Origin of the sequence: Roseovarius bejariae (genome assembly GCF_009669325.1) — a bacterium.
Lineage (GTDB): Bacteria > Pseudomonadota > Alphaproteobacteria > Rhodobacterales > Rhodobacteraceae > Roseovarius > Roseovarius bejariae.
In genome coordinates this window covers 643201-668840 of record NZ_SZWE01000001.1, presented here as the reverse complement: position 1 = coordinate 668840, position 25640 = coordinate 643201, and the positions used below count along the sequence as shown (strand labels likewise).

The window sequence follows — 25640 nt, the reverse complement described above, 5'->3', positions numbered from 1 at the left end:
GGGATATTTTTGAAAAGAAGAAAGCAGGGGGTCTGTGATGGATAAGGAGAGGCTTTACCTTTACGATACCACCCTGCGCGATGGGCAGCAGACCCAAGGCGTGCAGTTCTCGACCGCCGAGAAACAGCAGATCGCGGCAACGCTGGATGCCTTGGGCGTGGATTATATCGAGGGCGGCTGGCCCGGGGCGAACCCGACCGACAGCGCCTTTTTCGAGGCAGCGCCCGCGACCCGCGCCAAGATGACCGCCTTTGGCATGACCAAGCGCGCGGGGCGGTCGGCGGAGAATGACGATGTTCTGGCCGCCGTTTTGAATGCCGGGACGGGATCGGTCTGTATTGTCGGCAAGAGCCATGATTTCCATGTGGAGACCGCGCTGGGCATTTCCCTAGAGGAAAATACCGCCAATATCGCGCAGTCGATCAGCCATATCGTGGGGCAGGGGCGTGAGGCGCTGTTCGATGCCGAGCATTTCTTTGACGGTTACAAATCCAACCCCGAGTATGCCGTGGCCTGTTGCCTGGCCGCGCTGGAGGGCGGGGCGCGGTGGATCGTTTTGTGCGATACCAATGGCGGGACGCTTCCGCAGGAGATCGGCGAGATCACCAGCGCGGTGATCAAGGCGGGCATTCCCGGTGATCGGCTTGGCATTCACACTCACAACGACACCGAGAACGCCGTGGCGGGCAGCCTTGCGGCGGTGGAGGCGGGCGCGAGGCAGGTGCAGGGCACGCTCAATGGCCTTGGCGAGCGTTGTGGCAATGCCAACCTGACGACGCTCATCCCGACGCTGATGTTGAAAGAGCCGTTCGCCAGCCGGTTCGAGGTTGGCGTGACGCGCGCGGCGCTGGAAACCCTGACACAGGCCAGCCGGTTGCTGGATGAGATCCTCAACCGGGTGCCGGTGAAACAGGCGGCCTATGTGGGGGCCTCGGCCTTTGCGCACAAGGCGGGGCTGCATGCCTCGGCGATCCTCAAGGATCCGTCCACCTATGAGCATATCGACCCGGGTGTCGTGGGCAATGCGCGTATCATCCCGATGTCGAACCAGGCGGGGCAATCCAACCTGCGCCGCCGCCTCTCCGAGGCCGGGATCGAGGTTGCGAAAGACGACCCGGCGCTGCCGCGTATCCTGGAGGAGATCAAGGCGCGCGAGGATCGTGGCTATACCTATGACAGCGCGCAGGCGAGTTTCGAATTGCTGGCGCGGCGGGAGTTGGGGCAGTTGCCACAGTTCTTCGAGGTCAAGCGCTACAAGGTGACCGTCGAGCGGCGCAAGAACAAGTATGACCGGATGGTCAGCCTCTCGGAGGCCGTGGTGGTGGTGAAGGTCGATGGCGAAAAGAAGCTGTCGGTCAGCGAGTCGATGGACGAGGCGGGCAACGACCGTGGCCCGGTGAACGCGCTGGCCAAGGCGCTGGCCAAGGATTTGGGCCGCTATCAGGGCGCGATCGACGATATGCGGCTGGTCGACTTCAAGGTGCGGATCACCCAGGGCGGGACCGAGGCGGTGACCCGCGTCATTATCGACAGCGAGGACGGGCAGGGGCGGCGCTGGTCCACCGTGGGGGTTTCGGCCAACATCGTGGATGCCAGTTTCGAGGCGCTTCTGGACGCGATCATGTGGAAGCTGGCCCGCGACGGGGGGCAGATATGAGCCTGAGCGAGGAGGAGGCCTTCCTGACCCTGCATGCCGATTTGCCCCGGCAGGGGCCGGGCTTGCCCGAGGATGTGCATTGGGCGCTGGAGGGGCTTGAGGTGGGCCGCGAGGCGCGCATTCTGGATGCCGGGTGCGGGCCGGGGGCCGACCTGGAAACCCTGGCCGAGGCGCGGCCCATGGCCCGGATCGAGGGGATCGAGCAAATCCCGCATCTGGCCGATGAAGCGCGCGAGCGGCTGGGGCATTTCACCAATGTCCAGGTGACCACCGGCGACATGGGCGCGTTGAGCGATTTTTACGATTTCATCTGGTCGGCCGGGGCGATCTATTTCCTGGGCGTGACCGAGGGGTTGCGCCTGTGGCGGCAATCTCTGGCGCTGGGCGGGGCGATTGCCTTTTCCGAACCAGTGCTGGACCCCGACGCCCCGCAAGCGGCCAAGGAGTTCTGGGCCGACTATCCGCAGGTCACCGACTATGCGGGGCTGAAGGCACGGGTTGAGGCGGCCGGATTCGAGGTGGTGGATCACCGCCCGCTGGGCACCGCCGCCTGGGCGGCTTATTACATGCCGCTGGCCGCGCGGGTGGCGCGCCTGCGGGCCGGGGCCGATGCGGAACTGGAGCCGGTTCTGGCCGAGGCGGAACGCGAGATCACGCTGTGGCGCGCGGCCCCCGACCATGTACGATACGAATTGATGCTGGTCCGGCCCGGCACCGGGCCGAGTTGACGCGCATGGAGTTCGATGCCGATCTGACCGCCTGTGCGGCGCTTGTGGAAGCGGGGGACGCCGAGCGCTTTGCTGCCGTGATGGCCGCGCCGGTGGCGGCGCGGGCGAAGCTTTTCCCGCTCTATGCCTTCAATATCGAGGTCTCGCGCGCCCCTTGGGTGACGCAGGAACCGATGATCGCCGAGATGCGCCTGCAATGGTGGCGCGATGCGCTGGAGGAAATCCGCGAACGCGGGGTGGTGCGGCGGCACGAGGTGGTAACGCCGCTGGCGCATCTGCTCAGCCCGGAAGACACCGAGTGGCTGGATGACCTGATCTTGGCGCGCCGCTGGGATATCGGGCGGGAGCCCTTCGAGGACATGGCGGCGTTTCGGCGGCACATCCGCGATACCTCGGGGGGGCTGCTTGTGGTGGCAGGGCAGGCTCTGGACCGGTCCGCCCCGGCGGAGGTGCTGGAGCAGGCGGGCTTTGCGCTGGGGTTGGCCAACTGGCTGCGGGCGGTGCCCGCGCTGGAAGCGGCAGGGCGCATCCCGCTTGTGGAGGGGACAGCGCAGGCGGTGCGCGCCTTGGCCCAAGAGGGGGTGGACAGCCTGCAAGCGGCCCGCCGGGGGCGAGGCGACATTCCCCCCGCTGCGCGGCCCGCGCTTTTGCCCGTGGCGCAGGCCGAGGCGGTGTTGCACCGGGCCGCGTCGCGGCCTGCACGTGTGGGCGAGGGCACATTGGACCCCGCCCCGATCCGGCGGCGGCTGGCCCTCATGCGGGCGGCACTGACCGGGCGCTGGTAAAAGGGCGCGCCTGCGGCGCGGCAGGATGAGCGCGCTGACGCGCGCCGTATTCAGGGGCGCTGCCCCCCGTTGAAAATGGGATTTTCAACGTCCCCCGGGATATTTGGGAAAAGAAGAAGAGGGGTTACGCGTCGTCCGGTCGGAGGATGAGCCAGATCAGCGCCCCGCCTGCCAGGGCGAGGAAAGGCACCATGGCGAGGTTGACCGACATCCAGCCTTCCTGCGCGTTGCCGCCCGAGCAGTTCATCAACCCGCCCGACGCCAGCGAGGCCAAGGTCACGCCGCCGAAGACCAGCACGTCGTTGAGGCCCTGCATCCGGCCGCGTTCATGCGGCTCATGAGCACCGGCGAGCATTGTGGTGGCGCCGATGAAACCGAAGTTCCAGCCCAGCCCGAGCAGGATGAGGGCGATGAAGAAGTTTTCGATTGCCACGCCTTGCAGGGCGACGGCCCCGGCGGCGGCGAGGATCACGAGGCCGGTGCCGACGATCTTTTCCACCCCGAAGCGGGCGATCAGGTGGCCGGTGAAGAACGACGGCGCGAACATGGCCAGCACGTGCCCGGTGACGATATTGGCGGCATCGTCGGTTTCGAACCCGCAGCCGACCACGGCCAGCGGAGTCGAGGTCATCACGAGGTTCATCAGCGCATAGGAGACCATGGCGCAGATCACTGCCACGGCGATGCGCGGGGTCGTCAGAAGCTCCCAGCGGGAGCGCCCCTTGGGGGCGTCCTCGGAAGGGACGGGCGGTTTGGGGATGTCGAGGAAGAGAAACAGAAGCGCGCCGACGAGGTTGAGCACGACCACGGCGATATAGGTCCCCATGAAGGGGATCACCATGGCCTGGCTGGTTACCTTCACCAATTGCGGGCCGAGGACCGCGCTGGCCAGTCCGCCGGCCATCACATAGGAGATCGCCTTGGGCCGGAAGGCATCCGAGGCGGTGTCGGCGGCGGCGAAGCGGTAAAACCCCTGTGCCGACATGTAGACCCCGGTGATCAGGCTGCCCGCAAGGAAAACCGGGAAGGAGGCGAGGTAGAGGCCGTAGGCCCCGATGGCGGCCCCGGTGGCGCCAGCCCCGGCCCCCACGAAAAAGCCCGCCTTGCGGCCTGCGCGTTGCATGAACCACGACAGCGGGTTGGCGGCCAGCATCGATCCCAGAACGATCAGCGAAATCGGCAGGGTCGCGAAACAGGCATTGCTGGCCAATGTCTGGCCCGCCAGCCCGCCCACCACGAAGATCATCGCCATCTGCGCGCCAAGGAACGCCTGTGCCATGGTCAGGACGGTGACATTGCGCTTGGCGCGGCTGTCGTCGGGGAGGGCGGTGATATCGGTCATGGGCGCAGGCTTACTCCGGCTGAACCGAATGGTCCAGACGGTTCAGGTGGCCCGGTCGATGATATGCGCGAAGGAGCCTTGGACATGGCCGTGGCTGAGGCCCATGGGGCCGAGGGCCGTGCCCGTGGCGTCATGCGCAGTGAACAGGGGTTCGCCCTCGGCGCGCAGGGTGCTGGCATAGTGGAATTCATGGGCGGTGTAATCACCGGGGAAGGGGCCGTGCAGGGCCGTGAGGTGACGGTAGCCGAGGTGCAGTTTGCGGCGCTCGAACGAGGTTTCCAGCCGCAGCAGGCCGGCCATGGCGTGACGCGTGCCCTCGGCGTCAATGAGCCCTTCGCCCAGCACCATGTAGCCGCCGCATTCGCCGTAGACCGGCGTGGTTTCGGCCGCCTTGCGCAGGGAGGGCAGGAAATCTTGCGTTTGGGCCAGGGTGCCAGCGTGCAACTCCGGGTAGCCACCGGGCAGGAAGATGAAATCGGCCTGCGGTACGGGATCGTCATTGAGCGGGGAGAAGACCAGAAGCTCGGCCCCCGCCTGCCGCCAATCCGACAGCATATGCGGGTAGGAGAACCCGAAGGCGCGGTCGCGGGCCACGGCGATACGCTGCGCGGGGGGCGGCAGCGGCAGGGCGGCCCCCTTCGGCACGGCGCTTTGCGCGGCAAGGTGCAGGAGGGCGTCCATGTCCAGATGCGCGGCCATGGTCTCGGCGGCGGTGTCGAGGAAGGTTTCGAGGTCAGGGCGTTCCTCGGCCTGTTCGAGCCCGAGGTGGCGTGAGGGTTGGCTCAGCGCCCTGTTGCGCGGCACGGCGCCAAGGATGGGCGTGTCGGGCAGGGCGCGGCGCAGCATGTCTTCGTGCCGGGGGGAGCCCACATTGTTGAGGATGACACCGGCCACCTGTACCTTCGGGTCTAGTGAGGTGAACCCTTTGACAATGGCCGCGACCGAGCCTGCCATGCGGGCGCAGTCGATGATCAGGACCACCGGCAGGCCAAGGATGCGGGCAAGGTCGGCGGAGGACCCCTTGCCATCGGGCGGTGCGCCGTCGAAGAGGCCCATGGCCCCTTCGATCAGCAGGCATTCCCCCGGCTCATGCGCCGCAAGGCTGCGCAAGCGGTCGGGCGTCATGGCCCATGCATCAAGGTTTACGCACTCCCGCCCGGTGGCGGCGGCGTGAAACCGGGGGTCGATGTAATCGGGGCCGGATTTGGCGGAACGGACGGGCAGCCCCCGTCGCGCGGCGGCGCGCAGGAGCCCGAGCGTGACGGTGGTTTTGCCGCTGCCCGAGGCCGGGGCGGCAAAGATCAACCCGCCCATGTCTCAGGCGCTTTCGGCCGGACGCCCCCGGCCCAGCGGATCAAGGTTGCGCGGCGGGTCGCCCGCGATCATGCCTTGCCAGTCCAGCACCTGCCGCATCAGGACCGAGCGACCGACACAGAGGATCGCCGGAGGCTCCAGCCCGCTTTGGGCGATGTCTTGGGCCATGCTGCCGAGGGTGGTTTCCAGAACCTCCTGCGCGCCGGTGGTGGCCGCGCAAACCACGGCGCAGGGTTCGGATGCGGGGCGGCCTGCGTCGAGAAGCGAGGTGGCGATACGCTCCACGTGCTTCATGCCCATGTAGATCACGATCACCTGGCTGCCCTTGGCGATCGAGGCCCAATCGAGGGAAGAGGGCGTTTCGCCCGATTGGTCATGGCCGGTGACGAAGGTCACCGACTGGTTCACGTCGCGATGGGTGACCGGGATGCCGGCATAGGCCAGCCCGCCGATCCCGGCGCTGATACCGGGGATGATACGGACGGGCACCGAGTGCTGCACCAATGTCTGCGCTTCTTCCCCGCCCCGGCCAAAAACGAAGGGGTCGCCGCCCTTGAGGCGCAGCACCCGTTTGCCTTCGCGTGCCAGGTCGATCAGTCGAAGGGAAATGTCGCGCTGAATGGCCGAAGGTTTCCCGCCGCGTTTGCCGGCATAGATATGCTCGGCCTGCGGGGCCCATTCGAGGATCGCCTCCTGCACCAGCGCGTCATAGATCACCACATCCGCCTGCCGCAGGGCATTGACCGCATGCAGGGTCAAAAGCCCCGGGTCGCCGGGGCCTGCTCCGCACAGCCAGACCCAGCCGGGCAAGAGCTCGGGCCATTGGCCCGTGGGAAGGGGGAGTGAGTCGGTCATGCCCTTTTATGCCGCGTGTCTTTGCAGCGGGGAAGGCCGAGGGCGACCTATTCCGCCGGATTTCGCGTCATGTTGGTCGGATGTCATGACGGGGAGAGGGCGAATTTGCCGTTTGCCATGACCGGTGCCGTGCCTATAGTCCGGGCTGATATGGCCCGCAAACCCGATACCCCCCTACGCCGTGGCTGGACCACGGGCGCCTGCGCCACCGCCGCGACACGCGCCGCGCTTTTGGGGCTTTGGGGGCAGGGGCGGCCGGATACGGTGCAGATCACCCTGCCGAAGGGCGAGACGCCTGTGTTCGAACTGGCCCATTGGGATCAGGGCACGGATTGGTGCGAGGCCGGGGTCATCAAGGATGCGGGCGATGACCCGGATGTGACGCACGGGGCCTTGGTGATCGCGCGGGTTTCGGCCTCGGGTGGTGGCGTGCGGTTCAAGGCGGGTCAGGGCGTGGGGCAGGTGACCATGCCGGGCTTGCCGATCCCACCGGGGGAGCCTGCGATCAACCCGGTGCCGCGCGAGATGATGAAGGGCGTCGTGCACGATCTGGCGCAGGAGTTGGGGCAGGTTGCCAATATCACGATAGAAATATCCATCCCCAAGGGGGCCGAACTGGCCCGCCAGACATGGAACCCCCGTCTTGGTGTGAAGGGCGGATTATCGATTCTGGGCACCACCGGGATCGTGCGGCCCTTTTCCTGTGCCGCCTGGATCGCCTCCATTCATCGCGGGATTGATGTCGCCCGCGCCCAAGGGCTGCGGCATGTGGCGGGCTGCACCGGGGCGACCAGCGAAAAAACCGTGCAGGCGCTTTACGATCTGCCCGATCACGCCATGCTGGACATGGGCGATTTCGCGGGGGGATTGCTCAAGTATCTGGCCAGGCATCCGGTGCCGCGGATCACCATCGGCGGCGGCATCGGCAAGATGACCAAGCTGGCCCAAGGCGCGCGCGATTTGCACTCGGGGCGCAGTCAGGTGGATTTCCCGGCCTTGGCCCAAGCGCTTGGGAATGACGAGTTGAAGTACATGAATACTGCCTTGCAAGCCTATGAAAAAATTGGAGAACCCATGGTAGAATGGGTGGCGCGCGAAGCGCTGGAACAGGTCCGGTCCATGCTGCCCGATGGGGTCGGGGCCGATACCGTAGTGATCGACCGCGAGGGGCGGATCATCGCAAGGGCGGGTGTATGACGCTGTTGTTGCTGGCCGGGACGGGCGAGGCACAGGCCATTGCCAAGGGCCTTGCCGAACGCGGAATCGCGGCCATCGCCTCGCTTTCGGGGGCGACCCGGTCACCGCGCGCCTTGGACCTGCCCACGCGTGTTGGCGGGTTTGGCGGAGCGGATGGGTTTCGCGCCTATCTGGACGAGGCCGGGATCACCGCCGTTCTGGACGCCACGCACCCTTTCGCGCACCGCATTTCACACCGGACGGCCACGATTTGTGGTGAGAAGAATATTCCCTATTGCCAAGTGCTTAGGCCGGAGTGGCAGCCCGAACCGGGGGACGACTGGACCTTTCTGGAGAATGAGGCGGCGGCGGCGGGGCATATCACGCCGGGCGCAACCGTCTTCCTAGCCACAGGGCGGCAAGGCCTTGACCGTTTCGCCAACCTGTCCGGGTGCCGCCTGATCTGCCGGGTGATCGACCCGCCGGACCGGGATTTTCCTTTTCCCAATGGTCGGTTCCTGATCGGGCGACCGCCGTTTTCGCTGGAGGACGAGGTCCGGGTGTTCACGGATCTGGGCGTGGAGTGGCTGATTGCGAAGAACGCGGGCGGCGCGGCATCGCGCACGAAACTCATGGCCGCGCGGGAACTTGGGATCAAGGTTGCCATGATCAACCGGCCGCCACAGCCCGATACCCCCAAAGTGAGAACGGTGGAGGAGGCCCTGGCTTGGGCGGAGGCGGTGTAATGGAAATAATTATCCATTCATATCAGGATGTTGCAGAGGGCCTTTCACACCTGACTTCAACCTGTCCCCGGATGGCCCATGCACAAAACCTCACCGGGCCCTTGCCGCTGCGCCGCCGCCCGGACGGGTTTTCCCAACTGCTGAGCGCGATCGTCAGCCAACAGGTAAGCGTCGCCGCCGCGCGCGCGATCTGGAGCAAGATGCAGGCCGCCCGCCTGACGGGGCCGCGCAAGGTGCTCTGGGCCAGCGAGGAGGCGTTGCGCGGCGCGGGCCTGAGCCGCCAGAAGGCGCGCTATGCCAAGGCGCTGGCCGAGGCGCGGATCGACTACAAGGCCCTGCGCGAGGCCCCTACCGGGGAGGTCGTGAAAACCCTGACCGAGGTGCCCGGCATCGGCGTCTGGACCGCCGAGATTTACGCCATGTTCAGCCTTGGTCGTGCCGATGTCTTCGCGCCCGGCGATCTGGCCCTGCAAGAGGCCGCGCGGCTGCTTTACGACCTGCCCGAGCGCCCGCGCGAAAAGGACCTGCGCGAGATGGCGATGGTTTGGAGCCCGTGGAGATCGGTTGCGGCCCGGCAGCTCTGGGCCTACTACCATGTGGCAAAGGACAGGGAAGGGATCAGATGACACGCGTACTTCAATCGGGGCGCAAGGGCCCGCATTCCGGCACCACGCGGTCGGTGGTGGTGTTCCTGCACGGCTATGGGGCCAACGGGGCCGACCTTCTGGGGCTGGCGGATGTCTTGGGCGAGCACCTGCCCGATACGCTTTTCGTGGCCCCCGACGCGCCCGAGGAAATCCCGATGATGCCGGGCGGGTATCAATGGTTCCCGATCCCGTGGATCGACGGCTCGAGCGAGGAGGAATCCGAACGCGGCATGATGGCCGCGGTGGATGACCTGAACGCCTATCTCGACGCGCTGATGGTGGACGAGGATGTGCTGCCCGAACAGGTGGTTCTCTTCGGATTTTCCCAAGGCACGATGATGGCCCTGCACGTCGCCCCGCGCCGCGAGGACGAGGTGGCGGGGATCGTCGCCTTTTCCGGGCGGTTGTTGCGGCCTGAATTGCTCAAGGACGAGTTGCAATGCCGTCCGCCGGTCTTGTTGGTACATGGCGATGCCGATGACGTGGTGCCACCGCAATCCTTGCCGGAAGCGGCCGAGGCGCTTCAGGATGCGGGCTGGCAGGATGTTTATGCCCATGTGATGAAGGGCACCGGCCACGGCATCGCCCCCGATGGCCTTCAGGTGGCACTGGCCTTCATGCGCGATAAGCTGGGGCTTTGAGAAAAACGCGCGGAATCAATATGATACCGCGCGTTCTTCAGGTTGTTTCAGTGGTGCGAACAGGGCCGCAAGGCGCGGGGCCTCAGCCCAGCTTGCGCAGGCGTTTGAACAGGCTTGACGTATCCCAACGCCCGCCGCCCATCTTCTGGACGTCCTTGTAGTATTGATCCACCAAGGCGGTGACAGGCAGCGACGCGCCGTTTTCATTGGCCGTGGCAAGGCAAATCCCCAGATCCTTGCGCATCCAGTCTACCGCGAAGCCATGCTCGAATTCATCGTCCAGCATGGTCTCGTAGCGGTTCGCCATTTGCCAGCTTCCGGCGGCGCCCTGGCTGATCACCTCGACCACGGCACGGCCATCCAGCCCCGATTTCTCGGCGAAATGCAGCGCCTCGGACAGGGCCTGTACCAGTCCGCCGATGGCGATCTGGTTGCACATCTTGGTCATCTGCCCCGCGCCCGACTCGCCGATCCGGCGGCAGAGCTTGGCATAGATCTCCATCACCGGCAGGGCGGCGTCGAAGGCCGCCTGATCGCCGCCGCACATGATCGAAAGCTGGCCGTTCTCGGCCCCGGCCTGACCGCCCGAGATGGGCGCATCGACGAAATTCAGACCCGCCGCCTTGGCCGCGGTATACATTTCTTCGGTGACCTTGGCGGAAACGGTGGTGTGATCGACAAAGATCGCCCCCTTTGTCATCCCGTCAAAGGCCCCGTCCGCGCCGGTGCAGACGCTGCGCAGGTCATCGTCATTGCCCACGCAGGCCATCACGAAATCGGCGCCCTCGGCGGCCTCACGCGGGGTGGGGGCCATGCGCCCGCCATGTTCTTTCACCCAAGATTCGGCCTTTGCGGTGGTGCGGTTGTAAACACAGACGTCATGGCCTGCCGCTTGCAGGTGGCCCGCCATCGGATAGCCCATCACGCCAAGGCCAAGGAATGCCAGTTTCGTCATCATCTCTCCCCTTTTCATTGTCTCGCCCCGGATTTCTGACTATCCCACACGGGGATGCAAGGGTAAACAAGGGCGCGTGCATGGCTGGTCTCTTTCGGTGGTTGCTGCGGATCGCAGGGGGGATGATCGTTTTGGCGGTCGTGGCGGTCGCGGTACTTTATTTTCTTCTGTCGCGCTCATTGCCCGACTACGACAAGACCCTGAGCGTCGAGGGGATCACCGCCCCGGTCGAGATCGTCCGCGACAACGCCAACGTGCCGCATATCTTTGGCCAGAGCGATCGCGACACCTTCTATGGCCTCGGCTATGCCCATGCGCAGGACCGGCTATGGCAGATGGTGATGCTGCGCCGCACGGTGCAGGGGCGCCTGTCCGAGGTCTTCGGCCCCCGGACCGTCAAGATAGACAAGACATTGCGCCGGTTCGGCCTGTACCGTCTGGCGCGCGAATCGGTAGAGGCGCAGGATGCCCGGACCCGCGCCGCGCTCGATGCCTATGCCGCGGGCGTCAACGCCCGCCTGCAAGAGATCAACACCGAGGCGCTGGGCCGTGGCGCACCCGAGATGTTCATCTTCAACGCCCCCGTGGCCCCGTGGCAACCCGCCGATTCCATCGCCATTATCAAGTTGATGGCGGTGCAATTGTCCTCGCATCTGGAAAACGAGGTGCTGCATGCCCGGGCCTCACTGGCACTCGATGATCCTGAGCGGCTGAAAGACATCATGCCCGTCGCCCCCGGAAGCGGCATCGCCGCCCTGCCGGAATATGCCGCGCTGTTCCCCCATGCGGGCGAAACCCGCATGGCGCAGGCGGCAGATGTGACCGACCACCCGCTGTCTCCGTTCAAGAAACGCGCCTTCGCCGGGGCCTCCAACGCCTGGGCGGCGGCGCCCGCGCGCTCGGCCTCGGGGGGCACGCTTTTGGCCAATGACCCGCACCTTGGGTTTTCCGCGCCCGCGATCTGGTATCTGGCGCGGCTGGAGCTGGAGACAGGTGGGGTGATCGGCGGCACCATCCCCGGCGTTCCGGCCGTCATGACCGGACGCTCGGCGAAAGTTGGTTGGGCGGTCACCTCGTCCTACATGGATGATCAGGACCTCTATATCGAGAAACTCAACCCCGAGAACCCGCAGGAATACCTGACGCCCGAGGGCTACAAACCCTTCCGCACCGAACGCTCCATCATCCGGATCAAGGATATGGACCCGGTCACGCTGACCCTGCGCTGGACGGAAAACGGCCCCGTCCTGCCCGGCTCGCATTACGATCTGGCCGAGGTCACGCCGCCGGGGCATGTGGCCTCACTGGCTTGGACGGCGCTGTCGCCGCGCGACACCACCATGACCGCGGCCATGGGGCTGATGCGGGCGGGCTCGGTCGATGACGCGCTGGAGGCCGGGCGGCTTTACGTGACGCCCTCGCAGAACCTCACGCTGGTTGATAAAGACCAGATCGCGATGAAAACCATCGGCGCCATGCCGCGGCGCCATGCCGAGCATGAAAGCCGGGGGCGTATGCCCTCGCGCGGCTGGATTCGCGAAAACCGCTGGCAGGGCGTCAGCCCGTTTTCCGCCAATCCCGAATTCCGCGACCCGGCGGGGGGCTTGTTGGGCAATACCAACAACAAGACCGTCGACCGGCCCTTTCCTCTGCACGTCAGCTATCTTTGGGGGGATACACAGCGCGTCTATCGTTGGCGCCGCCTGATGCAAAGCCGCGAGGTGCACACCCGCGACAGTTTCATCGAAGCGCAGCTCGATACCGTCAGTTTCACCGCCCGGTCGCTTCTGCCGCTGATCGGGGCCGACCTTTGGTTCACCGGCGAGGCCGCGCCCGAAGGCACGCCACAGCGCCAACGCCAGCGGGCGCTTGAACTGCTGTCGGAATGGAACGGCGAGATGAACGAACACCTGCCCGAGCCGCTGATTTATGCCGCATGGCTGCGCGCGCTTCAGGAACGGCTGATCCGCGACGACCTCGGGCCGCTGGCCGATGAGTTCAACCACCCCGACCCGCTGTTCATCGAACGGGTCTACCGGCAGAAGGACGGCGCCGAGGCATGGTGCGATGTCAAGCAATCCTCACCCGTCGAAACCTGCACCGATATTGCGCGCATGGCGCTGGACGATGCGCTTGTCTGGATCAATGAAAACTATGGCACGGCGCTGGAATCCCTGCGTTGGGGCGATGCGCATCAGGCCACGCATGACCATAAGGTTCTGGGCGAGGTGCCGGTGCTGCGCTATTTCGTGAACATCCGGCAAAGCACCTCGGGCGGCGACAACACCCTGTTGCGGGGGCGGACCAGCGGGCAGGATCCCGATCCGTTCCAGAACGTCCATGGCGCGGGCTATCGCGGGGTCTATGATTTCGCCGATCCCGACAGTAGCGTCTTTATCACCTCGACCGGGCAATCGGGGCATTTCCTGTCACGTCATTACGACGACATGGCCCAACTGTGGCGGCGGGGCGAATACATCCCGATGTCGCTTGACCCCGAACTGGCCCGCGCGGCCTCGGTCGGGGTGACGGTCTTGCAGCCGGTGGAATAGGCGCCGCTTGCCGCGGTGCGCTTGCACGACTGTCTGTCACGGACTGCTGTCCCAGACGGCCATATGCGCCGGGGCCGGGAAGGCGACGGACCCATCGCTTGCGGCGAACCGGCCCAATTGCTTTTCCGCCGCCGCGACCAGGGCTTCGAAACCGGCATCGTCGATGTAATCGGCAAGGGTCCAGCCACGAACATCCATGCGCACCCAATCGCGGATTGAGGCAAATCGCGCTGTCCCGGTCATTGTGGTTACATTCGCTTTGGCCAATCCGCCGTCTTCCATAACCTGTCGCAATTCCTGCTTGTTCCCAAGGATGAATGGCGCTTGCAAGGCCGCGGCGGCCTCCTTTCCGAACATGGCTGCGATCAGTTCGATCATGTCTGCATATCCCGGAGAGTTGGCAACATCATCCCATACGGATAAGGCTATTCGCCCATCCGGGCGAAGCACGCGCATCATCTCGTCCAGTGCTTTTTTCCTGTCGTCGAAGAACATCAGGCCGAACTGGCAAAGGACCGTGTGGAATGTGTCACCGGCATAAGGAATCCCTTCTGCGACGGCCTCAACCCATTCTATCCCCGGTGCCCGCGAACGTGCGACATCGAGCATCCCCTGATTACGATCGAGGCCGACAATGCGCCCTTTCCGGGCCATGCGCCTCGCGGCTTCCCGCGTTGTCGCGCCTGTCCCGCAGGCAACGTCCAGCACGTCGTGCCCCGGCTGAATGTCAGCCGCGTCGCAAAGCGGCCCGGCCCATTGTCCGAACAGGGCCGGAACAAAGAATTCGTCATAGATTTCGGCGGCAGATTTGGAAACCTGCCCGGCAGTTGCGGCATTCGTTGTCATGGTGACACCCGTTAGCTTGGTTAAGATCGCCTTCAGCGTGACGCAATCCGCCCGTAGTGTTATAGTCTTGAATCTGTAGCAAACTGGGGGACGAAACATGAAGTCCTATGGTCAGTTTTGCCCTGTCGCCAAAGCGGCCGAACTTTTTTGTGAACGCTGGAATGCCCTTATCATTCGTGATCTGGCGTCCGGGCCGCGCCGATTTTCCGAATTGCAAAGGGGGGTTCCCCTGATGTCCCCGTCGCTTCTGTCATCGCGGTTGAAGTGGCTCATCGCAGAAGGCGTGGTCGCGCGGCACGGTATGGGCGGCAAGCACTCGGGTTACGCCCTTACCGAAGCCGGTCGGGAATTCGCTCCTCTGGTCGAGGCTCTGGGCATCTGGGGGCAACGCTGGACCCGCCGTGAACTCAAGGCGCATGAAATCGATCTGGGGCTGCTGGTCTGGAGCTTGGAGAGTTCATCCAATCCGCAAGCATTCGGTCCGAGGCGTTGCCTTATCCGGTTGGAACTGACCGACCAGCCCAAGGCGAAACGGTGGTGGTGGTTCCTGAATCAGAAAGGCCGTTGCGAACTCTGCGTTGACGATCCGGGCGGAGATGTGAACATCTACCTCGCCTGCACGCTACCGGACGCGATCTATATCATCCGTGGCGACCTTGCCCCGGCAACGGCGCTTGGAACGGGGCGGCTTGAGTTGCTCGGAGACGGTTGGGCAACAAGGGCCTTCGATGAATGGCTCAACCTCGGGCCACTGACAAAGATTCCGTCGCGCCGCCCGGACGCAAAGCCCGGTTAATCGGCTTAAGGCGGCGCAGGTTATCCATTTCGGCTTGCCCGGCGTCAGAGGGCGTCGCCATTCCCGCCGCTTATGCCGGGCCTCACCCCAAATAAGGCGCCGGATCGACGGAGTCGAAGCCCTCGCGCACTTCGAAGTGCACGGCGGCGGTGCCGTCGCGGCGTATCTCGGCGAGCTTGTCGCCGCGCCCCACGCGGTCGCCTTTTTTTACCGCCACGTTGGCGACGTTGGAATAGACCGTCAGCAGGTTGTCGGGGTGCTTGACCACGATGATCGGGATACCGTTGGTATCCTCGGTGATCGCCGCCACGACGCCATCGGCGGCGGACCTGACCGATGTGCCGGGGCGGGCGGCAATGTCGATGCCGTCGTTCTTGCCCTTGGCATATTCACGGATGATATCGCCGCGAACCGGCATGGCCATACGCGCGTCGCTGCTTGCCGTCTGGGTCTGGCTTGTGCCCAGATCGGGGGCGGCGGTGGTTTCCACCGGCTTGGCGGCGGGTTGGGTGTTATCCTCGGGCAGAGGCGTCGAGGCGCTGGGCGGCTCGGGCGTGGGAGAGCCCGTGCCCGGGGCGGGCACGATGGCGCTTGAGGGCTCCTCGTAGGGTTCTGTCTCTTCCCCCGGCAGGGCCACGGGGATCAGCAGGTATTGCCCCTCGCGCACCGCGAAATCGCTGCCCAGCCCGTTCCATTCGGCCAGGCTGCGTACGGATACGTCATAAAGCCGCGCGATGGTATAGGCGGTCTCGCCGCGTTCGACCTTGTGGCGCACGGGTTCCGCCCCGGTCTGGGCCGGGGGCAGGGTGCTGCTTTCCACGCGCTGGGCATCGGCCTCGTCGATGGCATTCCCGGCAAGCGAGGTGATATCGACGCCCTCGGGCGGTTGGATCGGTCCGCCCGCAGGCTCGGCCACCCGCGAGGGCAGGGCGACGATCTCGCCCTTGCGCAGGCGGTCGCCGGTCTGAATGCCGTTGAAACGGGCGATGTCCTGTGCATTGCCGCCGATCCGGGCGGCAAGGCTGGCCACGGTGTCACCGCGCCGGGCGACGGCCACCTGGTAACCGGGGTAGGAAATGATCCCGCGCTGGTCGGCGGCTGGCCGCTCGGCGGTGGCCGTCCGCGCCGCATCTGCGGTGTCCAGACGTCCGCCGATCCCGCCGCGCAGGTCAAAATCGAGCGGCTCGTCACAGGCGGCCAGCATCAGGCAGGCGGCAGATCCCGCAAATAGGGGCAGGGGGCGAAAGGAAAGGGTCATCTCGATCTGGTCCTCATCATCTGCCCCTTGTTGGCCGGGGCCTTGTTCAATCGTTTACGTCGCTCAACTGTCGCGCCCCAGCCCTTCGACCAGCGGCACGAACCGTACGGGGCGCAATTCGTCGTAATCGAACCCGTCCTCGTGCCGGGTGACGCGGATCAGGCTTTGCACGGTGTCCGACTGCCCCACCGGCACCACCATGATACCGCCGATTTTCAATTGCGCCAATAGGGGGCCGGGCGGGTCTTCGGCGGCGGCGGTCACGATGATCCGGTCAAAGGGGGCCTGATCGGGCAGGCCGAAACTGCCGTCGGCGGTGACGGCGGTGATATTGGTCAGGTCCATCTGGCGGAAAATCTCGCCCGCCTCGCGCACCAGCCGCTTGTGCCGGTCCACGGTATAGACCCGGCGGGCCAGCTGGCTGAGGATCGCCGCCTGATAGCCCGAACCGGTGCCGACCTCCAGCACCTTGTCCCGCGGGCTGACCTTGAGCGCCTGGGACATCAGGCCCACCACCGAGGGCTGCGAAATCGTCTGCCCGCAGGCGATGGGCAGGGGCATGTCCTCATAGGCGCGTTCAGCGAAATAGCCCCGGATGAACGGCCCCCGGTCGATCTTTTCCATCGCCGTCAGAACGCGCGCATCCGTCACGCCCTTGGATCGCAGGGCGAAGAGGAACTGCATCTTGCGTTCCGCGCTATCCACGTCATCCCCCGTCATTCGATCGCCGTGAGGGCCTCCATCACGTCATGCGCCGTCAGGTCCGCCCGCATCGGCGTGACCGAGATATACCCCTGAAGGTTCACATCCGCGTCCGAGCCGGGCGAGGTGGGTTGTTGCTGCGGTGCGCCGGTGACCCAAAGGAATTGCCGCCCGGAGGGGGAGCTGACCGGCTGCACACCAAAGCCCATGTCGCGGCGGAACCCCTGCCGCGCGGCCTTGATGCCCTTCACATCCGCCGATGGCACGGGGGGGAAGTTGATGTTGTAGAAGATGCCGTAATCATCCTCGGTCCAGACGCCGCGTTCCAGAAGCGCGCGCATGGTGGCAAGGCCATGACCGCGCGCCGCTTCGAACTGATCGTCCAGATCCTTGTTGGCGGGCCCGTAATACTGGCTCAGTGCCACGGCCCGCACGCCTTGCAAGGCGGCTTCCATCGCGGCGCCAAGCGTGCCGGAATAAAGCGCGTTCTCGGCCGAGTTGTTCCCCCGGTTCACCCCCGACAACACCAGATCGGGGCGCGCATCCTTCATGATGTCATGCAGGGCGGCCAGCACACAGTCGGCGGGGCTTCCCTCGGCGGCATAGCGGCGCTCGCCCATTTTAGACACCATCATGGGACGGGTGAAGGAAATGCAGTGCCCCACGCCCGATTGCTCGAAGGCCGGGGCCACGGTCCAGACCTCGCCGTCGGGGCCTGCAAGCTCTTCGGCGATCTCTTGCAGAACGCTCAGGCCGGGGGCGTTGATCCCGTCGTCGTTGGTAATGAGAATGCGCAAGGTCCTGCCCCTTTTTTCCTGCCCTTTGACGTCCTTGATGTGTAGCGACGCGGCGGCGACCCGACAAGGGACTGTGCCCCGCCGCGCGCCTCAGGTGATCTGATCCAGCAGCCGCCGCGCCTCCGCGCGCGGATCGGCCAGACCGCTGCGATCCTCGCCGGGGTGAAACCGTGCGCGGGTGGCCGTGGGCATCGCCCGTGGTTCAAGGATATGCACCCGCGGCCCGGTCTTTTGGGTCTCGGCCTGCCAACTGCGCGCCAGCGCGATCTGCGCGGCCTTTGTGGCGCCGTAGCTGCCAAAGAACTTCTCGCCGGCCTTCGGATCGTCGAAAAACAGCGCCCGGCCCGTATCGCCCAGAAGCGGGGTGATGAAGGGAATAAGCTGCCCGGTTGCGGTCACGTTCATCGCCACGGATTTTTCCCAATCCTTGGCATCCAGATGGCTTGCCGGGGAAAGCGGCGCGGCATGGACAGCGGTATGCGCCCAAAGATCAAGACCACCCCAGCGGTCATAGATCGAGCGGCACAGATGCGCCATGGCATCGCTATTGGTAATATCCATCGGCGCCAGCGTGGCTTGCCCGCCCTTGGCCTGAATGCGGTCATCCAGTTCCTCAAGCGCGCCGGTGGTGCGTGCCACGGCAACGATATGATGGGTTTCGCACAGGGCCGCGGCCAATGCCGCGCCCAATCCGCGCGAGGCACCGGTGACAAGGGCGATCTTGGTATCTGATGTGTCGGTCATGTTTGGCAAATCCCACCAGACGGGGTATAAATCAAGGGCATTCGCTTGACTTTTGCCGATGTGCAGCGAAAAAGTCGGGCAAGAAACAGGAAAACCACGGAAAGGACGCGAAACCATGCGCGATAAAGTTCTCAGCCGGGCCGTGATCGGTCAGGACACTCTTCTCAAGCAGGCGGCCCTTGTGCTGGGCGGCTCGCTCTTCATCGCCATGGCCGCGCAGGTCAGCTTTGGCTGGCCGGTGCCGATCTCGCTGCAAACGCTGGCGATCCTGACCGTAGGCCTGACCTTCGGGTCGCGCCTTGGTGCGGTGACCCTGCTGGCCTATCTGGCCGAGGGCGCGATGGGCCTGCCCGTCTTCGCCAATGGTGCAAGCACGCTGGCGCTTGTCGGCCCGACTGCCGGTTTCCTTTACGGTTTCGTCGGCATGGCCTTCCTTGCCGGTCTGGCCGTGGAAAAGGGCCTTGCCCGTGGCATCGTCTCGACCGCGCTGGTCGGCATGGTGATTTCGGCGGCACTTTACATCCCCGGTCTGGCATGGCCGGCAGCGGTTCTGGGCAAATCCATGCCCGAGCTGTGGTCATACTGGATGTCGCCCTTCCTTCTGGGCGATGCCCTGAAGGCGGTTCTGGCGGCCATGGTCGTCTGGGGCGGCTGGAAAGCCCTTGAGGCGCGCCGCGGCTAAGCCCTGCGTAACGCTTGGAAATAGAAACGCCGCCTCTGTTTGAGGCGGCGTTTTTCGTTGCGGGAGGGCGATGCGCTCAACCTACCTTGATGAAGGTGCCGTTGCGCAACTCTTTGAATGCTTCGCGCAACTCGTCTTGGGTGTTCATCACGATCGGGCCATGCCACGCCACGGGTTCCTGAATGGGGCGGCCCGTCATCAGCAGGAACCGCACCCCCTCATCCCCGGCCTGAACGGTGATCTCATCGCCTTCGCCAAAGCGGATCAGCGTCCGGTTGCCGCTCATGTCGCGGATGTTCAGCTCCTCGCCGCGATACTCTTTTTCAACCTTGATCCCCATGGGCGCACTGGCATCGCGAAAGCGCCCGGACCCGGCAAAGACATAGGCCAGTGCATTGGCCCGCGTATCCACCGGAAAGGTCTTGCGCCGCCCCGCCGGGATGGAAATATCCAGCAGCATCGGGTTTGCCGCGATCCCGTCTACCGGGCCGGTCTTGCCCCAGAACGAGCCAATGATCACCTTGACGGTGGTGCCATCCTCATCGCCCTCAATGGGAATGTCGCCTTGCGTGATGTCCTGATAGCGCGGGGTCGTCATCTTCAGTGACTTGGGCAGGTTCGCCCAAAGCTGAAACCCGTGCATCCGGCCCTGCGCATCGCCCGAGGGCATTTCCTGATGCACGATGCCGGACCCGGCGGTCATCCATTGCACGCTGCCCGGCCCAAGCTGCCCCCGGTTGCCCAAGGAGTCCGCATGCTCGACCTCACCTTCCAAAACATAGGTGATGGTCTCGATCCCGCGATGCGGATGCCACGGGAACCCCTTGGAATAAAGCCGCGGGTCGTCATTGCGGAAATCATCCATCATCAGGAACGGATCGGTCAGCGACGGGTCTTCGAACCCGAAAACCCGGTTCAGGTGAACGCCCGCCCCTTCGATATGGGGTTGCGCGGTGCTGGTGGCGGTGACGGGCCTGAAGGTCATGTGAAAAGCTCCATGCTTGGTTTCGTCAAAGGTGGGGTGTGTTGCGCGACAGGCCAAGGGCGGCATTTGCCTAGGCGCTGTGCGAGGGTGCACAGAGTGCGCCCGGCGCCGATCGGCAAGCAGACCTACGCGATTGATTGAACGAGCGACCGGAGGGCGGGACGGAGCCGCCATTAAATTCGGTAAACCCAATGTCGGCATCGAGGCTTTCGGTATGCTACTGCGTTATGCGGACAACCTAGGGGTCGCCACAAAGCCACGCTAGACCTACTTGGATCAAATGTATGGACTGTTCACGCCAAGCTTTCGGCTCGTTGCTCGAACAGCTTTCGCTTCTACAACTTCGGTATGGTACGGCAAGGAGTCGTCAAAAAGCTGATTTTGTGTGAAGTAGGCGACACGCTCATAGGGTTCGCCCCGGTTTGCGAAGTGGCAGTAAATGTGAGGGTAGCCATAATATTCGTCGCCTTCAAAATCGACATCTTCGATGTTTTCAAAAGGTATCATTCCAATTTGTAAGACTTTGAGGGCTTCGTCTTTGGTCTGCTGATCATCGTTATCGTAATCGAGGAATCGAAACTCACCTTCCCCTACGTCAACCAGCCGATTCCAATCAAAAGCAACCAAGATACCGCGATGATACGTGCCGACTAGGCCGAGGCGGAACCAAGCTGAGATACCTTTCTCCTTCTCTTTGGTCTCCGGATACTGATCCACGCGCTTTACATCGCGAATTATTACATCTGATCGAAGCTTCTTGGCAAAATGATCCCTGATATGATCCTCAAACCGAGGTTTCCACTTCTGCCTCAATTCAATCTTTTGCTGCGGCGGCATCGGCTTGAAATAGCGAAGTAGGCCGCCAACCGAGTCCTTGACCGCGCTATAGATTAAACTGCCTGTCAGCCATTCGAGCGCCAAGCCTTTGACCTTCCCTGCTCTAAACATCGCTCAGAGTCGTTATTGAGTTTTCCGCAACCGGAAAAGCCCATCAATTACCTAGGGTTTCTCGTGGTTCCGATTACGCCTAGGTGCTTTACCGATTGACCAGCCAATTCGCTCTTCGACGCGCTAACCGATATTCGCTGCATCGCAAAAAAAATGCAAGTTGGGCTCAACGCTGCCATTTTCAGCGCTGCAGAACCGTGTTGCAGCCATGGCGCACAATGTCGCCCCGTGCCGCAACCGACCCGTGTTTCGTACGACTCGTACGAAACTTTTCGCCAGCCCCCGGATTTTCGTACGAAAATACCCCCTTGAGCGTACGAGTCGTACGACAGCGCGGCCTGCTAATCCTCTTGTAACAAATCCCTGAGTGCGGCCTCGCATAGCCCAAGTTCAAGCCACTGGCAGCCCTTGCAAAGCCGGGTCAGGTCACCCGGTTTCACGCTGCTTTTCATGCGCGCCTTGGCCTCGCCCCATGTCAGGCGGTCACCGGGCCGCAGAGACAGGGCCTCGGCATGGCGTGCGTCGATTTCTTCAATCTTTTCTTGGGCTTGGCATAGGTCTCCGCGCCGCTTGGGGCAGGGGGCGCAGATGTCGTCCAAGCTGCCCACGACCTCGATTTCGGTGGCGTCGCCATCCGGCGCGCGCAGGCCATCGACCACGATGCGCGTCATGTTCCGGGTAAAGCCCTCGGAATAGCCTTTACCCTTAAACCCTTGAGAACAAAGGAAATGATGGGGCCTGAAACGTACCGGCGGCATCACTCCGCCGCTTTGATCTCGAAGCCTTTTTCGACCATATCCGAGGGGACTACCGGGTATTCCCCCGAGAAACAGGCATCGCAATACTGAGGGCAGTCGTTCTTGCGGCCCCCGGCCTCCCCCACGGCGCGGTACAGACCGTCCAACGAGATGAACTTAAGGCTGTCCACCGCCAGATGCTCGCGCATCTCGTCCTCGCTCATGGTCGCAGCCAGAAGTTTCTCCCGCTGCGGCGTGTCGACGCCATAAAAACAAGGCCATGCCGTGGGCGGTGAAGCGATGCGGAAGTGCACCTCCTTGGCGCCGGCATCAAGGATCATCTCCTTGATTTTACGCGATGTTGTGCCGCGCACGACGCTATCGTCAACAAGGATCACACGCTTGCCTTCGATCAGGGCGCGGTTGACGTTGAGCTTGAGGCGAACGCCCATGTTGCGGATCTGCTCTGTCGGCTCAATAAAGGTCCGGCCCATGTATTGGTTGCGGATGATCCCCATGGCATAGGGAATACCCGATTGCTGGCTGAACCCGATGGCCGCCGGTGTCCCGCTGTCCGGGACAGGGCAGACAAGATCGGCATCCACATGGCTTTCCTTGGCCAGTTCCACGCCGATCTGGCGGCGGGTTTCGTAAACCGACTGGCCGCCGATGATCGAATCGGGGCGCGAGAAATAGACGTGTTCAAAGATGCAGAACCGCGATTTCTGGCGCCGGAAGGGGTAGTGGCTTTCCACACCTTTATCCGTGATAACAACCATTTCGCCCGGTTCGACCTCACGCACGAAACGCGCGCCGATGATGTCCAAAGCGCAGGTTTCCGAGCTGAGCACCCAGCCATCGGCCACTTGCCCCAGAACCAACGGGCGGACGCCGAGCGGGTCGCGCACACCGATCAACTTGGTGCGGGTCATGGCGACAACCGAAAATGCGCCTTCAACACGGCGCAGCGCGTCTTCCATGCGTTCGGGGATCGTGCGTTGCAGGGAGCGGGCCATCAGGTGAATGATGCATTCGCTGTCCGAGCTTGACTGGAAGATCGACCCGCGTTCGATCAACTCGCGGCGCAGGGCCTCGGCGTTGGTAATGTTGCCGTTATGGGCAATCGCCGCGCCGCCCATGGCAAATTCACCAAAGAAGGGCTGCACATCGCGGATTTGCGCGGGACCTTTCGACCCGGCGGTGGAATAGCGCACGTGCCCGATGGCCAGCGGCCCGGGCAGGGTTTCCATCAGCGATTGCTTGGTAAAGTTATCGCGCACATAGCCGAAACGACGGGCGCTGTTGAACCCGTGGTCACGGTGATGGCAGACGATGCCACCGGCCTCTTGGCCACGGTGTTGCAGGGCATGAAGGCCTAGGGCCACGAAGTTCGCCGCATCGGTCACGCCGATCACGCCGAAGACGCCACATTCTTCCTTGAGTTTGTCGTCGTCAAAAGGATGGGCGGGGGGCATATGCTTGGACAAGGGGCAGCTCCGAATCCCGGTCTCGCTATTTGCCTCCTAGATAGTGGCTGTGACGGCGTATGTCACGAAACTATCACATGAATTGTTTGTGGCATGGGGGAAGGGGCCAGCGGGGGCCGCCCGGCGACACCGCAGAAACCCCAAGCCGGGCTTTTCGGTGCCGCCGGGTCCCCCTTGCGCACGGGGATGTGGCCGGCCAGTCCCGTGCGCAAGGGTTCAGTGCAGCGACAGGGGGCGTAGCAACAGGGTAAGCCAGTGAATATACGCAGGCTTGGAAGGCGTTTTGCGAGGACGCCCCCGCCCCATCAACTCATGGGCTTTCAGGCTGCGCATGTGGCGACCGACCTGCATGTGCCATGCCGTGTCGATTGAGCCGTCGGGGCGGTAGCGGATCGGGGTGGGTGTGACCTTTGGCATGTCGCTCTCCTGTCAATGGAATCGTATCGTCAGGATGGCCTTTGGTCTGGCTGGATGCTTGAAGACAGGCTTGCCAAACCCTTGGGATTTTCCTGATTTTCCGCTGGCCCCCGGTTTTTCTGTTCGGGAATGGGCGCTTTGATGGTTAAATTCACCCATGGAGTATCGCTTTGCCGATTGCATGCTTGATCTGCGGCGTCACCGCCTGACGCGGGCGCAAAAGGCCGTTCATGTCGAACCACAGGTGTTTGCGCTGTTGGAACTCTTGGCACGGCACGCGGACGAGATCGTGACCCGTGATCAGATTATCGCCCATGTCTGGCAGGGGCGGATCGTGTCGGAGGCGACGGTCAGTGCGCGCATCAGTGCGGCACGGGCCGCAGTGGGTGATGACGGGCGGCGGCAGGCCGTCATTCGGACGGTGAACCGTGTGGGGCTGGAACTGGCCGTGCCGGTGGACTGTGTGAATGGGGACGGTGAGGAGGTCCCCGGCCCCGTGTCATTCGCATCCGGTCAGGACATTCCCGAAATCCGCATGGCCACCTCGGCGGATGGCAGCGGGATCGCCTGGCAGGTGTCGGGCGACGGTCCGCCGCTTTTGCGGGCGGGGCATTGGCTGTCGCACCTGGAACTGGACTGGAAAAGCCCGGTCTGGCGACCGCTGATTCACCGGCTGGGGCAGGGGCGCAGGTTGATCCAGTATGACCAGCGTGGCACCGGCCTGTCGGAGCGCGACTGTGGCGCGCTGACCCTGGAGACCTTCGTGGAGGACATGGCCGCGGTTCTGGAGGCGGCAAAGGTTGAAAGCGCCGTGATTTTCGCGGTGTCGCAAAGTGTGCCGGTGGCCCTGGCCTTCGCGGCCCGACATCCCGAGCGGGTGCGCGCACTGGTGCTGGTATCGGGCTTTGTCCAGGGAAGTTTGCTGCGCGACGAAGCGCGCAGCGAGTCGATGACCGATACCTTCCTGAGCCTGATCGAAAGTGGATGGGGCCAACCCGACAGCGCCTTCATGACCGCGTTTTCCAGCCTGTTCATGCCCGAGGGTACACCTGCGCAGACGGACAGTTTCATCGAGATGCAACTGCAATCGGCCACGCCGGGGCGGGCGGTTGAACTGCGTCAGGCGATCGGCATGTTCGATGTGTCAGGGGAGTTGGACAAGGTGCGTTGCCCGGTTCTGGTGGGGCATGGGCACCGGGATGCCGTACAGCCCTTCGATCAGGGGCAAAAGTTGGCGCGAGGGGTGCCGAGTGCACAATTCTTTGCCTTCGACAGCCCCAATCACATCGCCTTGCCGCAGGATAAGGGCTGGCAGGACATGCTATCGGCGGTAGACCGATTCCTTTCGATACACGGTAGCGCGTGAACCGACGGGCAGGTGGGCAGGGTCAGTATCGCGAGAGGACCACGCCCGCAGCGACCAGACCGGCGGCCAGCAGGCGGTTGATCGAGACAGGGCGCGCTTCGATCCCGAAGAGGCCGACGTGGTCGATGGCAAGTGCCGCGAGGATCTGCCCGAGGATCAGCACCGCCGCCATGGTCAGGACGCCCAGAACGGACACGCTGTAAAGTGTGGCCCAGACCAGGAATGCCCCCAGGAGGCCGCCCGTCAGCAAGATGCGCGGCGCATGGGCCGCGTCAAGCAGGCGCCCGCCGTCGCCATAGGCGATGGTGACCACCAACAGCAGGACGAACCCTACCCCGAACGAGATCGTGGCCGCGCCGAGGCTGCTGCCGATATACCGGCCAAGCGCGGCATTGAGGGGGGATTGCAGGGCAATCGCTACCCCCGAAGCGGCGACAAGCAGCAAGGCCAGAAGGGGGGTGTTTGTCATGCCATGCG

At 64.0% G+C, this 25640-nt stretch carries 26 protein-coding genes; 11 read left to right on the top strand and 15 right to left on the bottom strand.

The genetic code is table 11. The features are described 5' to 3' along the window. The first annotated feature begins 37 nt into the window (after positions 1-37). The 3 genes from cimA to FDP25_RS03225 are packed head-to-tail and all read left to right on the top strand — an operon-like array spanning position 38 to position 3170. Positions 38-1657 carry a citramalate synthase gene (cimA, locus tag FDP25_RS03235; protein WP_154148884.1) on the top strand — a complete coding sequence of 540 codons (1620 nt, stop codon included), beginning with the start codon at positions 38-40 and terminating at the stop codon, positions 1655-1657. After that, on the top strand, positions 1654-2385 hold the full coding sequence (locus tag FDP25_RS03230; RefSeq protein WP_154148882.1) for a class I SAM-dependent methyltransferase: 732 nt from the start codon (positions 1654-1656) through the stop codon (positions 2383-2385). The genes cimA and FDP25_RS03230 overlap by 4 nt, the downstream gene beginning before the upstream one ends. 5 nt (positions 2386-2390) lie before the next feature. Further along, positions 2391-3170 carry a squalene/phytoene synthase family protein gene (locus tag FDP25_RS03225; protein ID WP_154148880.1) on the top strand — a complete coding sequence of 260 codons (780 nt, stop codon included), beginning with the start codon at positions 2391-2393 and terminating at the stop codon, positions 3168-3170. Between the two features lie 124 nt (positions 3171-3294). On the opposite strand, the gene FDP25_RS03220 is transcribed toward FDP25_RS03225, so the two are convergent. Genes FDP25_RS03220 through cobA form a run of 3 tightly spaced genes read right to left on the bottom strand, consistent with a single transcriptional unit; the run spans position 3295 to position 6681 of the window. After that, entirely contained in the window at positions 3295-4512 is a 1218-nt protein-coding gene (locus tag FDP25_RS03220; RefSeq protein ID WP_154148878.1) for an MFS transporter, read from the bottom strand. A 42-nt stretch (positions 4513-4554) separates the two neighbouring features. Then, a complete protein-coding gene (locus FDP25_RS03215; protein ID WP_154148876.1) occupies positions 4555-5826 on the bottom strand; it encodes a cobyrinic acid a,c-diamide synthase CobB in 1272 nt (423 codons plus the stop codon). A 3-nt stretch (positions 5827-5829) separates the two neighbouring features. Beyond that, the gene (gene cobA / locus FDP25_RS03210) at positions 5830-6681 is read right to left on the bottom strand and encodes a uroporphyrinogen-III C-methyltransferase (RefSeq protein WP_154148874.1); all 852 of its coding nucleotides are present in this window, start codon (positions 6679-6681) and stop codon (positions 5830-5832) included. 150 nt (positions 6682-6831) lie between these two features. Here cobA and FDP25_RS03205 point away from each other — a divergent pair, with 150 nt between their 5' ends. Genes FDP25_RS03205 through FDP25_RS03190 form a run of 4 tightly spaced genes read left to right on the top strand, consistent with a single transcriptional unit; the run spans position 6832 to position 9891 of the window. Further along, positions 6832-7878, top strand: a complete 1047-nt coding sequence (locus tag FDP25_RS03205) for a cobalt-precorrin-5B (C(1))-methyltransferase (RefSeq protein ID WP_154148872.1) — start codon at positions 6832-6834, stop codon at positions 7876-7878. Further along, positions 7875-8603: a cobalt-precorrin-6A reductase gene (locus FDP25_RS03200; RefSeq protein ID WP_154148870.1), complete on the top strand. Its 729-nt coding sequence runs from the start codon at positions 7875-7877 to the stop codon at positions 8601-8603. Before FDP25_RS03205 ends, FDP25_RS03200 begins: the two co-directional genes overlap by 4 nt. Beyond that, positions 8603-9229 carry a DNA-3-methyladenine glycosylase family protein gene (locus FDP25_RS03195; RefSeq protein ID WP_154148868.1) on the top strand — a complete coding sequence of 209 codons (627 nt, stop codon included), beginning with the start codon at positions 8603-8605 and terminating at the stop codon, positions 9227-9229. Before FDP25_RS03200 ends, FDP25_RS03195 begins: the two co-directional genes overlap by 1 nt. Further along, positions 9226-9891, top strand: coding sequence for an alpha/beta hydrolase (locus tag FDP25_RS03190; protein WP_154148866.1), 666 nt, complete (start codon positions 9226-9228; stop codon positions 9889-9891). The genes FDP25_RS03195 and FDP25_RS03190 overlap by 4 nt, the downstream gene beginning before the upstream one ends. Positions 9892-9973: 82 nt before the next feature. Here the strand turns inward: FDP25_RS03190 and FDP25_RS03185 are convergent, their stop codons facing one another. Further along, entirely contained in the window at positions 9974-10846 is an 873-nt protein-coding gene (locus FDP25_RS03185; protein WP_154148864.1) for an NAD(P)-dependent oxidoreductase, read from the bottom strand. 80 nt (positions 10847-10926) lie between these two features. Here FDP25_RS03185 and FDP25_RS03180 point away from each other — a divergent pair, with 80 nt between their 5' ends. Beyond that, positions 10927-13398 carry a penicillin acylase family protein gene (locus FDP25_RS03180; RefSeq protein WP_154148862.1) on the top strand — a complete coding sequence of 824 codons (2472 nt, stop codon included), beginning with the start codon at positions 10927-10929 and terminating at the stop codon, positions 13396-13398. Between the two features lie 36 nt (positions 13399-13434). On the opposite strand, the gene FDP25_RS03175 is transcribed toward FDP25_RS03180, so the two are convergent. Continuing rightward, positions 13435-14244, bottom strand: a complete 810-nt coding sequence (locus FDP25_RS03175; RefSeq protein ID WP_172982739.1) for a class I SAM-dependent methyltransferase — start codon at positions 14242-14244, stop codon at positions 13435-13437. Positions 14245-14341: 97 nt separating this feature from the next. On the opposite strand from FDP25_RS03175, the gene FDP25_RS03170 reads away from it, so the two are divergent. Next, entirely contained in the window at positions 14342-15040 is a 699-nt protein-coding gene (locus FDP25_RS03170; RefSeq protein ID WP_154148859.1) for a winged helix-turn-helix transcriptional regulator, read from the top strand. A gap of 82 nt (positions 15041-15122) precedes the next feature. On the opposite strand, the gene FDP25_RS03165 is transcribed toward FDP25_RS03170, so the two are convergent. The 4 genes from FDP25_RS03165 to FDP25_RS03150 form a co-directional block, all read right to left on the bottom strand. Then, positions 15123-16298, bottom strand: coding sequence for a peptidoglycan DD-metalloendopeptidase family protein (locus tag FDP25_RS03165; RefSeq protein ID WP_154148857.1), 1176 nt, complete (start codon positions 16296-16298; stop codon positions 15123-15125). Positions 16299-16361: 63 nt separating this feature from the next. Next, a complete protein-coding gene (locus FDP25_RS03160) occupies positions 16362-17018 on the bottom strand; it encodes a protein-L-isoaspartate(D-aspartate) O-methyltransferase (protein WP_154148855.1) in 657 nt (218 codons plus the stop codon). Further along, positions 17015-17797, bottom strand: coding sequence for a 5'/3'-nucleotidase SurE (surE, locus tag FDP25_RS03155; RefSeq protein ID WP_154148853.1), 783 nt, complete (start codon positions 17795-17797; stop codon positions 17015-17017). The genes FDP25_RS03160 and surE overlap by 4 nt, the downstream gene beginning before the upstream one ends. 90 nt (positions 17798-17887) lie before the next feature. Then, entirely contained in the window at positions 17888-18541 is a 654-nt protein-coding gene (locus tag FDP25_RS03150) for an SDR family NAD(P)-dependent oxidoreductase (protein WP_154148851.1), read from the bottom strand. Between the two features lie 115 nt (positions 18542-18656). On the opposite strand from FDP25_RS03150, the gene FDP25_RS03145 reads away from it, so the two are divergent. Beyond that, positions 18657-19223 (top strand): biotin transporter BioY, encoded by a 567-nt coding sequence (locus FDP25_RS03145; protein WP_154148849.1) that lies wholly within the window; start codon positions 18657-18659, stop codon positions 19221-19223. A gap of 76 nt (positions 19224-19299) precedes the next feature. Here FDP25_RS03145 and FDP25_RS03140 read toward each other — a convergent pair whose 3' ends face one another. The 5 genes from FDP25_RS03140 to FDP25_RS03120 form a co-directional block, all read right to left on the bottom strand. After that, positions 19300-20208 (bottom strand): pirin family protein, encoded by a 909-nt coding sequence (locus FDP25_RS03140; RefSeq protein ID WP_154148847.1) that lies wholly within the window; start codon positions 20206-20208, stop codon positions 19300-19302. A 276-nt stretch (positions 20209-20484) separates the two neighbouring features. Then, positions 20485-21156 (bottom strand): hypothetical protein, encoded by a 672-nt coding sequence (locus FDP25_RS03135; protein ID WP_172982738.1) that lies wholly within the window; start codon positions 21154-21156, stop codon positions 20485-20487. Positions 21157-21497: 341 nt separating this feature from the next. Next, on the bottom strand, positions 21498-21914 hold the full coding sequence (locus tag FDP25_RS03130) for a DUF1284 domain-containing protein (RefSeq protein WP_154148843.1): 417 nt from the start codon (positions 21912-21914) through the stop codon (positions 21498-21500). Continuing rightward, a complete protein-coding gene (purF, locus tag FDP25_RS03125) occupies positions 21914-23368 on the bottom strand; it encodes an amidophosphoribosyltransferase (RefSeq protein WP_172982809.1) in 1455 nt (484 codons plus the stop codon). The genes FDP25_RS03130 and purF overlap by 1 nt, the downstream gene beginning before the upstream one ends. A 228-nt stretch (positions 23369-23596) precedes the next feature. Beyond that, positions 23597-23797, bottom strand: coding sequence for a hypothetical protein (locus tag FDP25_RS03120; protein ID WP_154148838.1), 201 nt, complete (start codon positions 23795-23797; stop codon positions 23597-23599). 181 nt (positions 23798-23978) lie between these two features. Between FDP25_RS03120 and FDP25_RS03115 the strand changes: the two genes are divergently transcribed. Next, positions 23979-25163, top strand: a complete 1185-nt coding sequence (locus FDP25_RS03115; protein ID WP_172982737.1) for an alpha/beta hydrolase — start codon at positions 23979-23981, stop codon at positions 25161-25163. A gap of 22 nt (positions 25164-25185) precedes the next feature. Here the strand turns inward: FDP25_RS03115 and FDP25_RS03110 are convergent, their stop codons facing one another. Continuing rightward, entirely contained in the window at positions 25186-25632 is a 447-nt protein-coding gene (locus FDP25_RS03110; RefSeq protein ID WP_154148834.1) for a DMT family transporter, read from the bottom strand. Positions 25633-25640 lie beyond the last annotated feature (8 nt).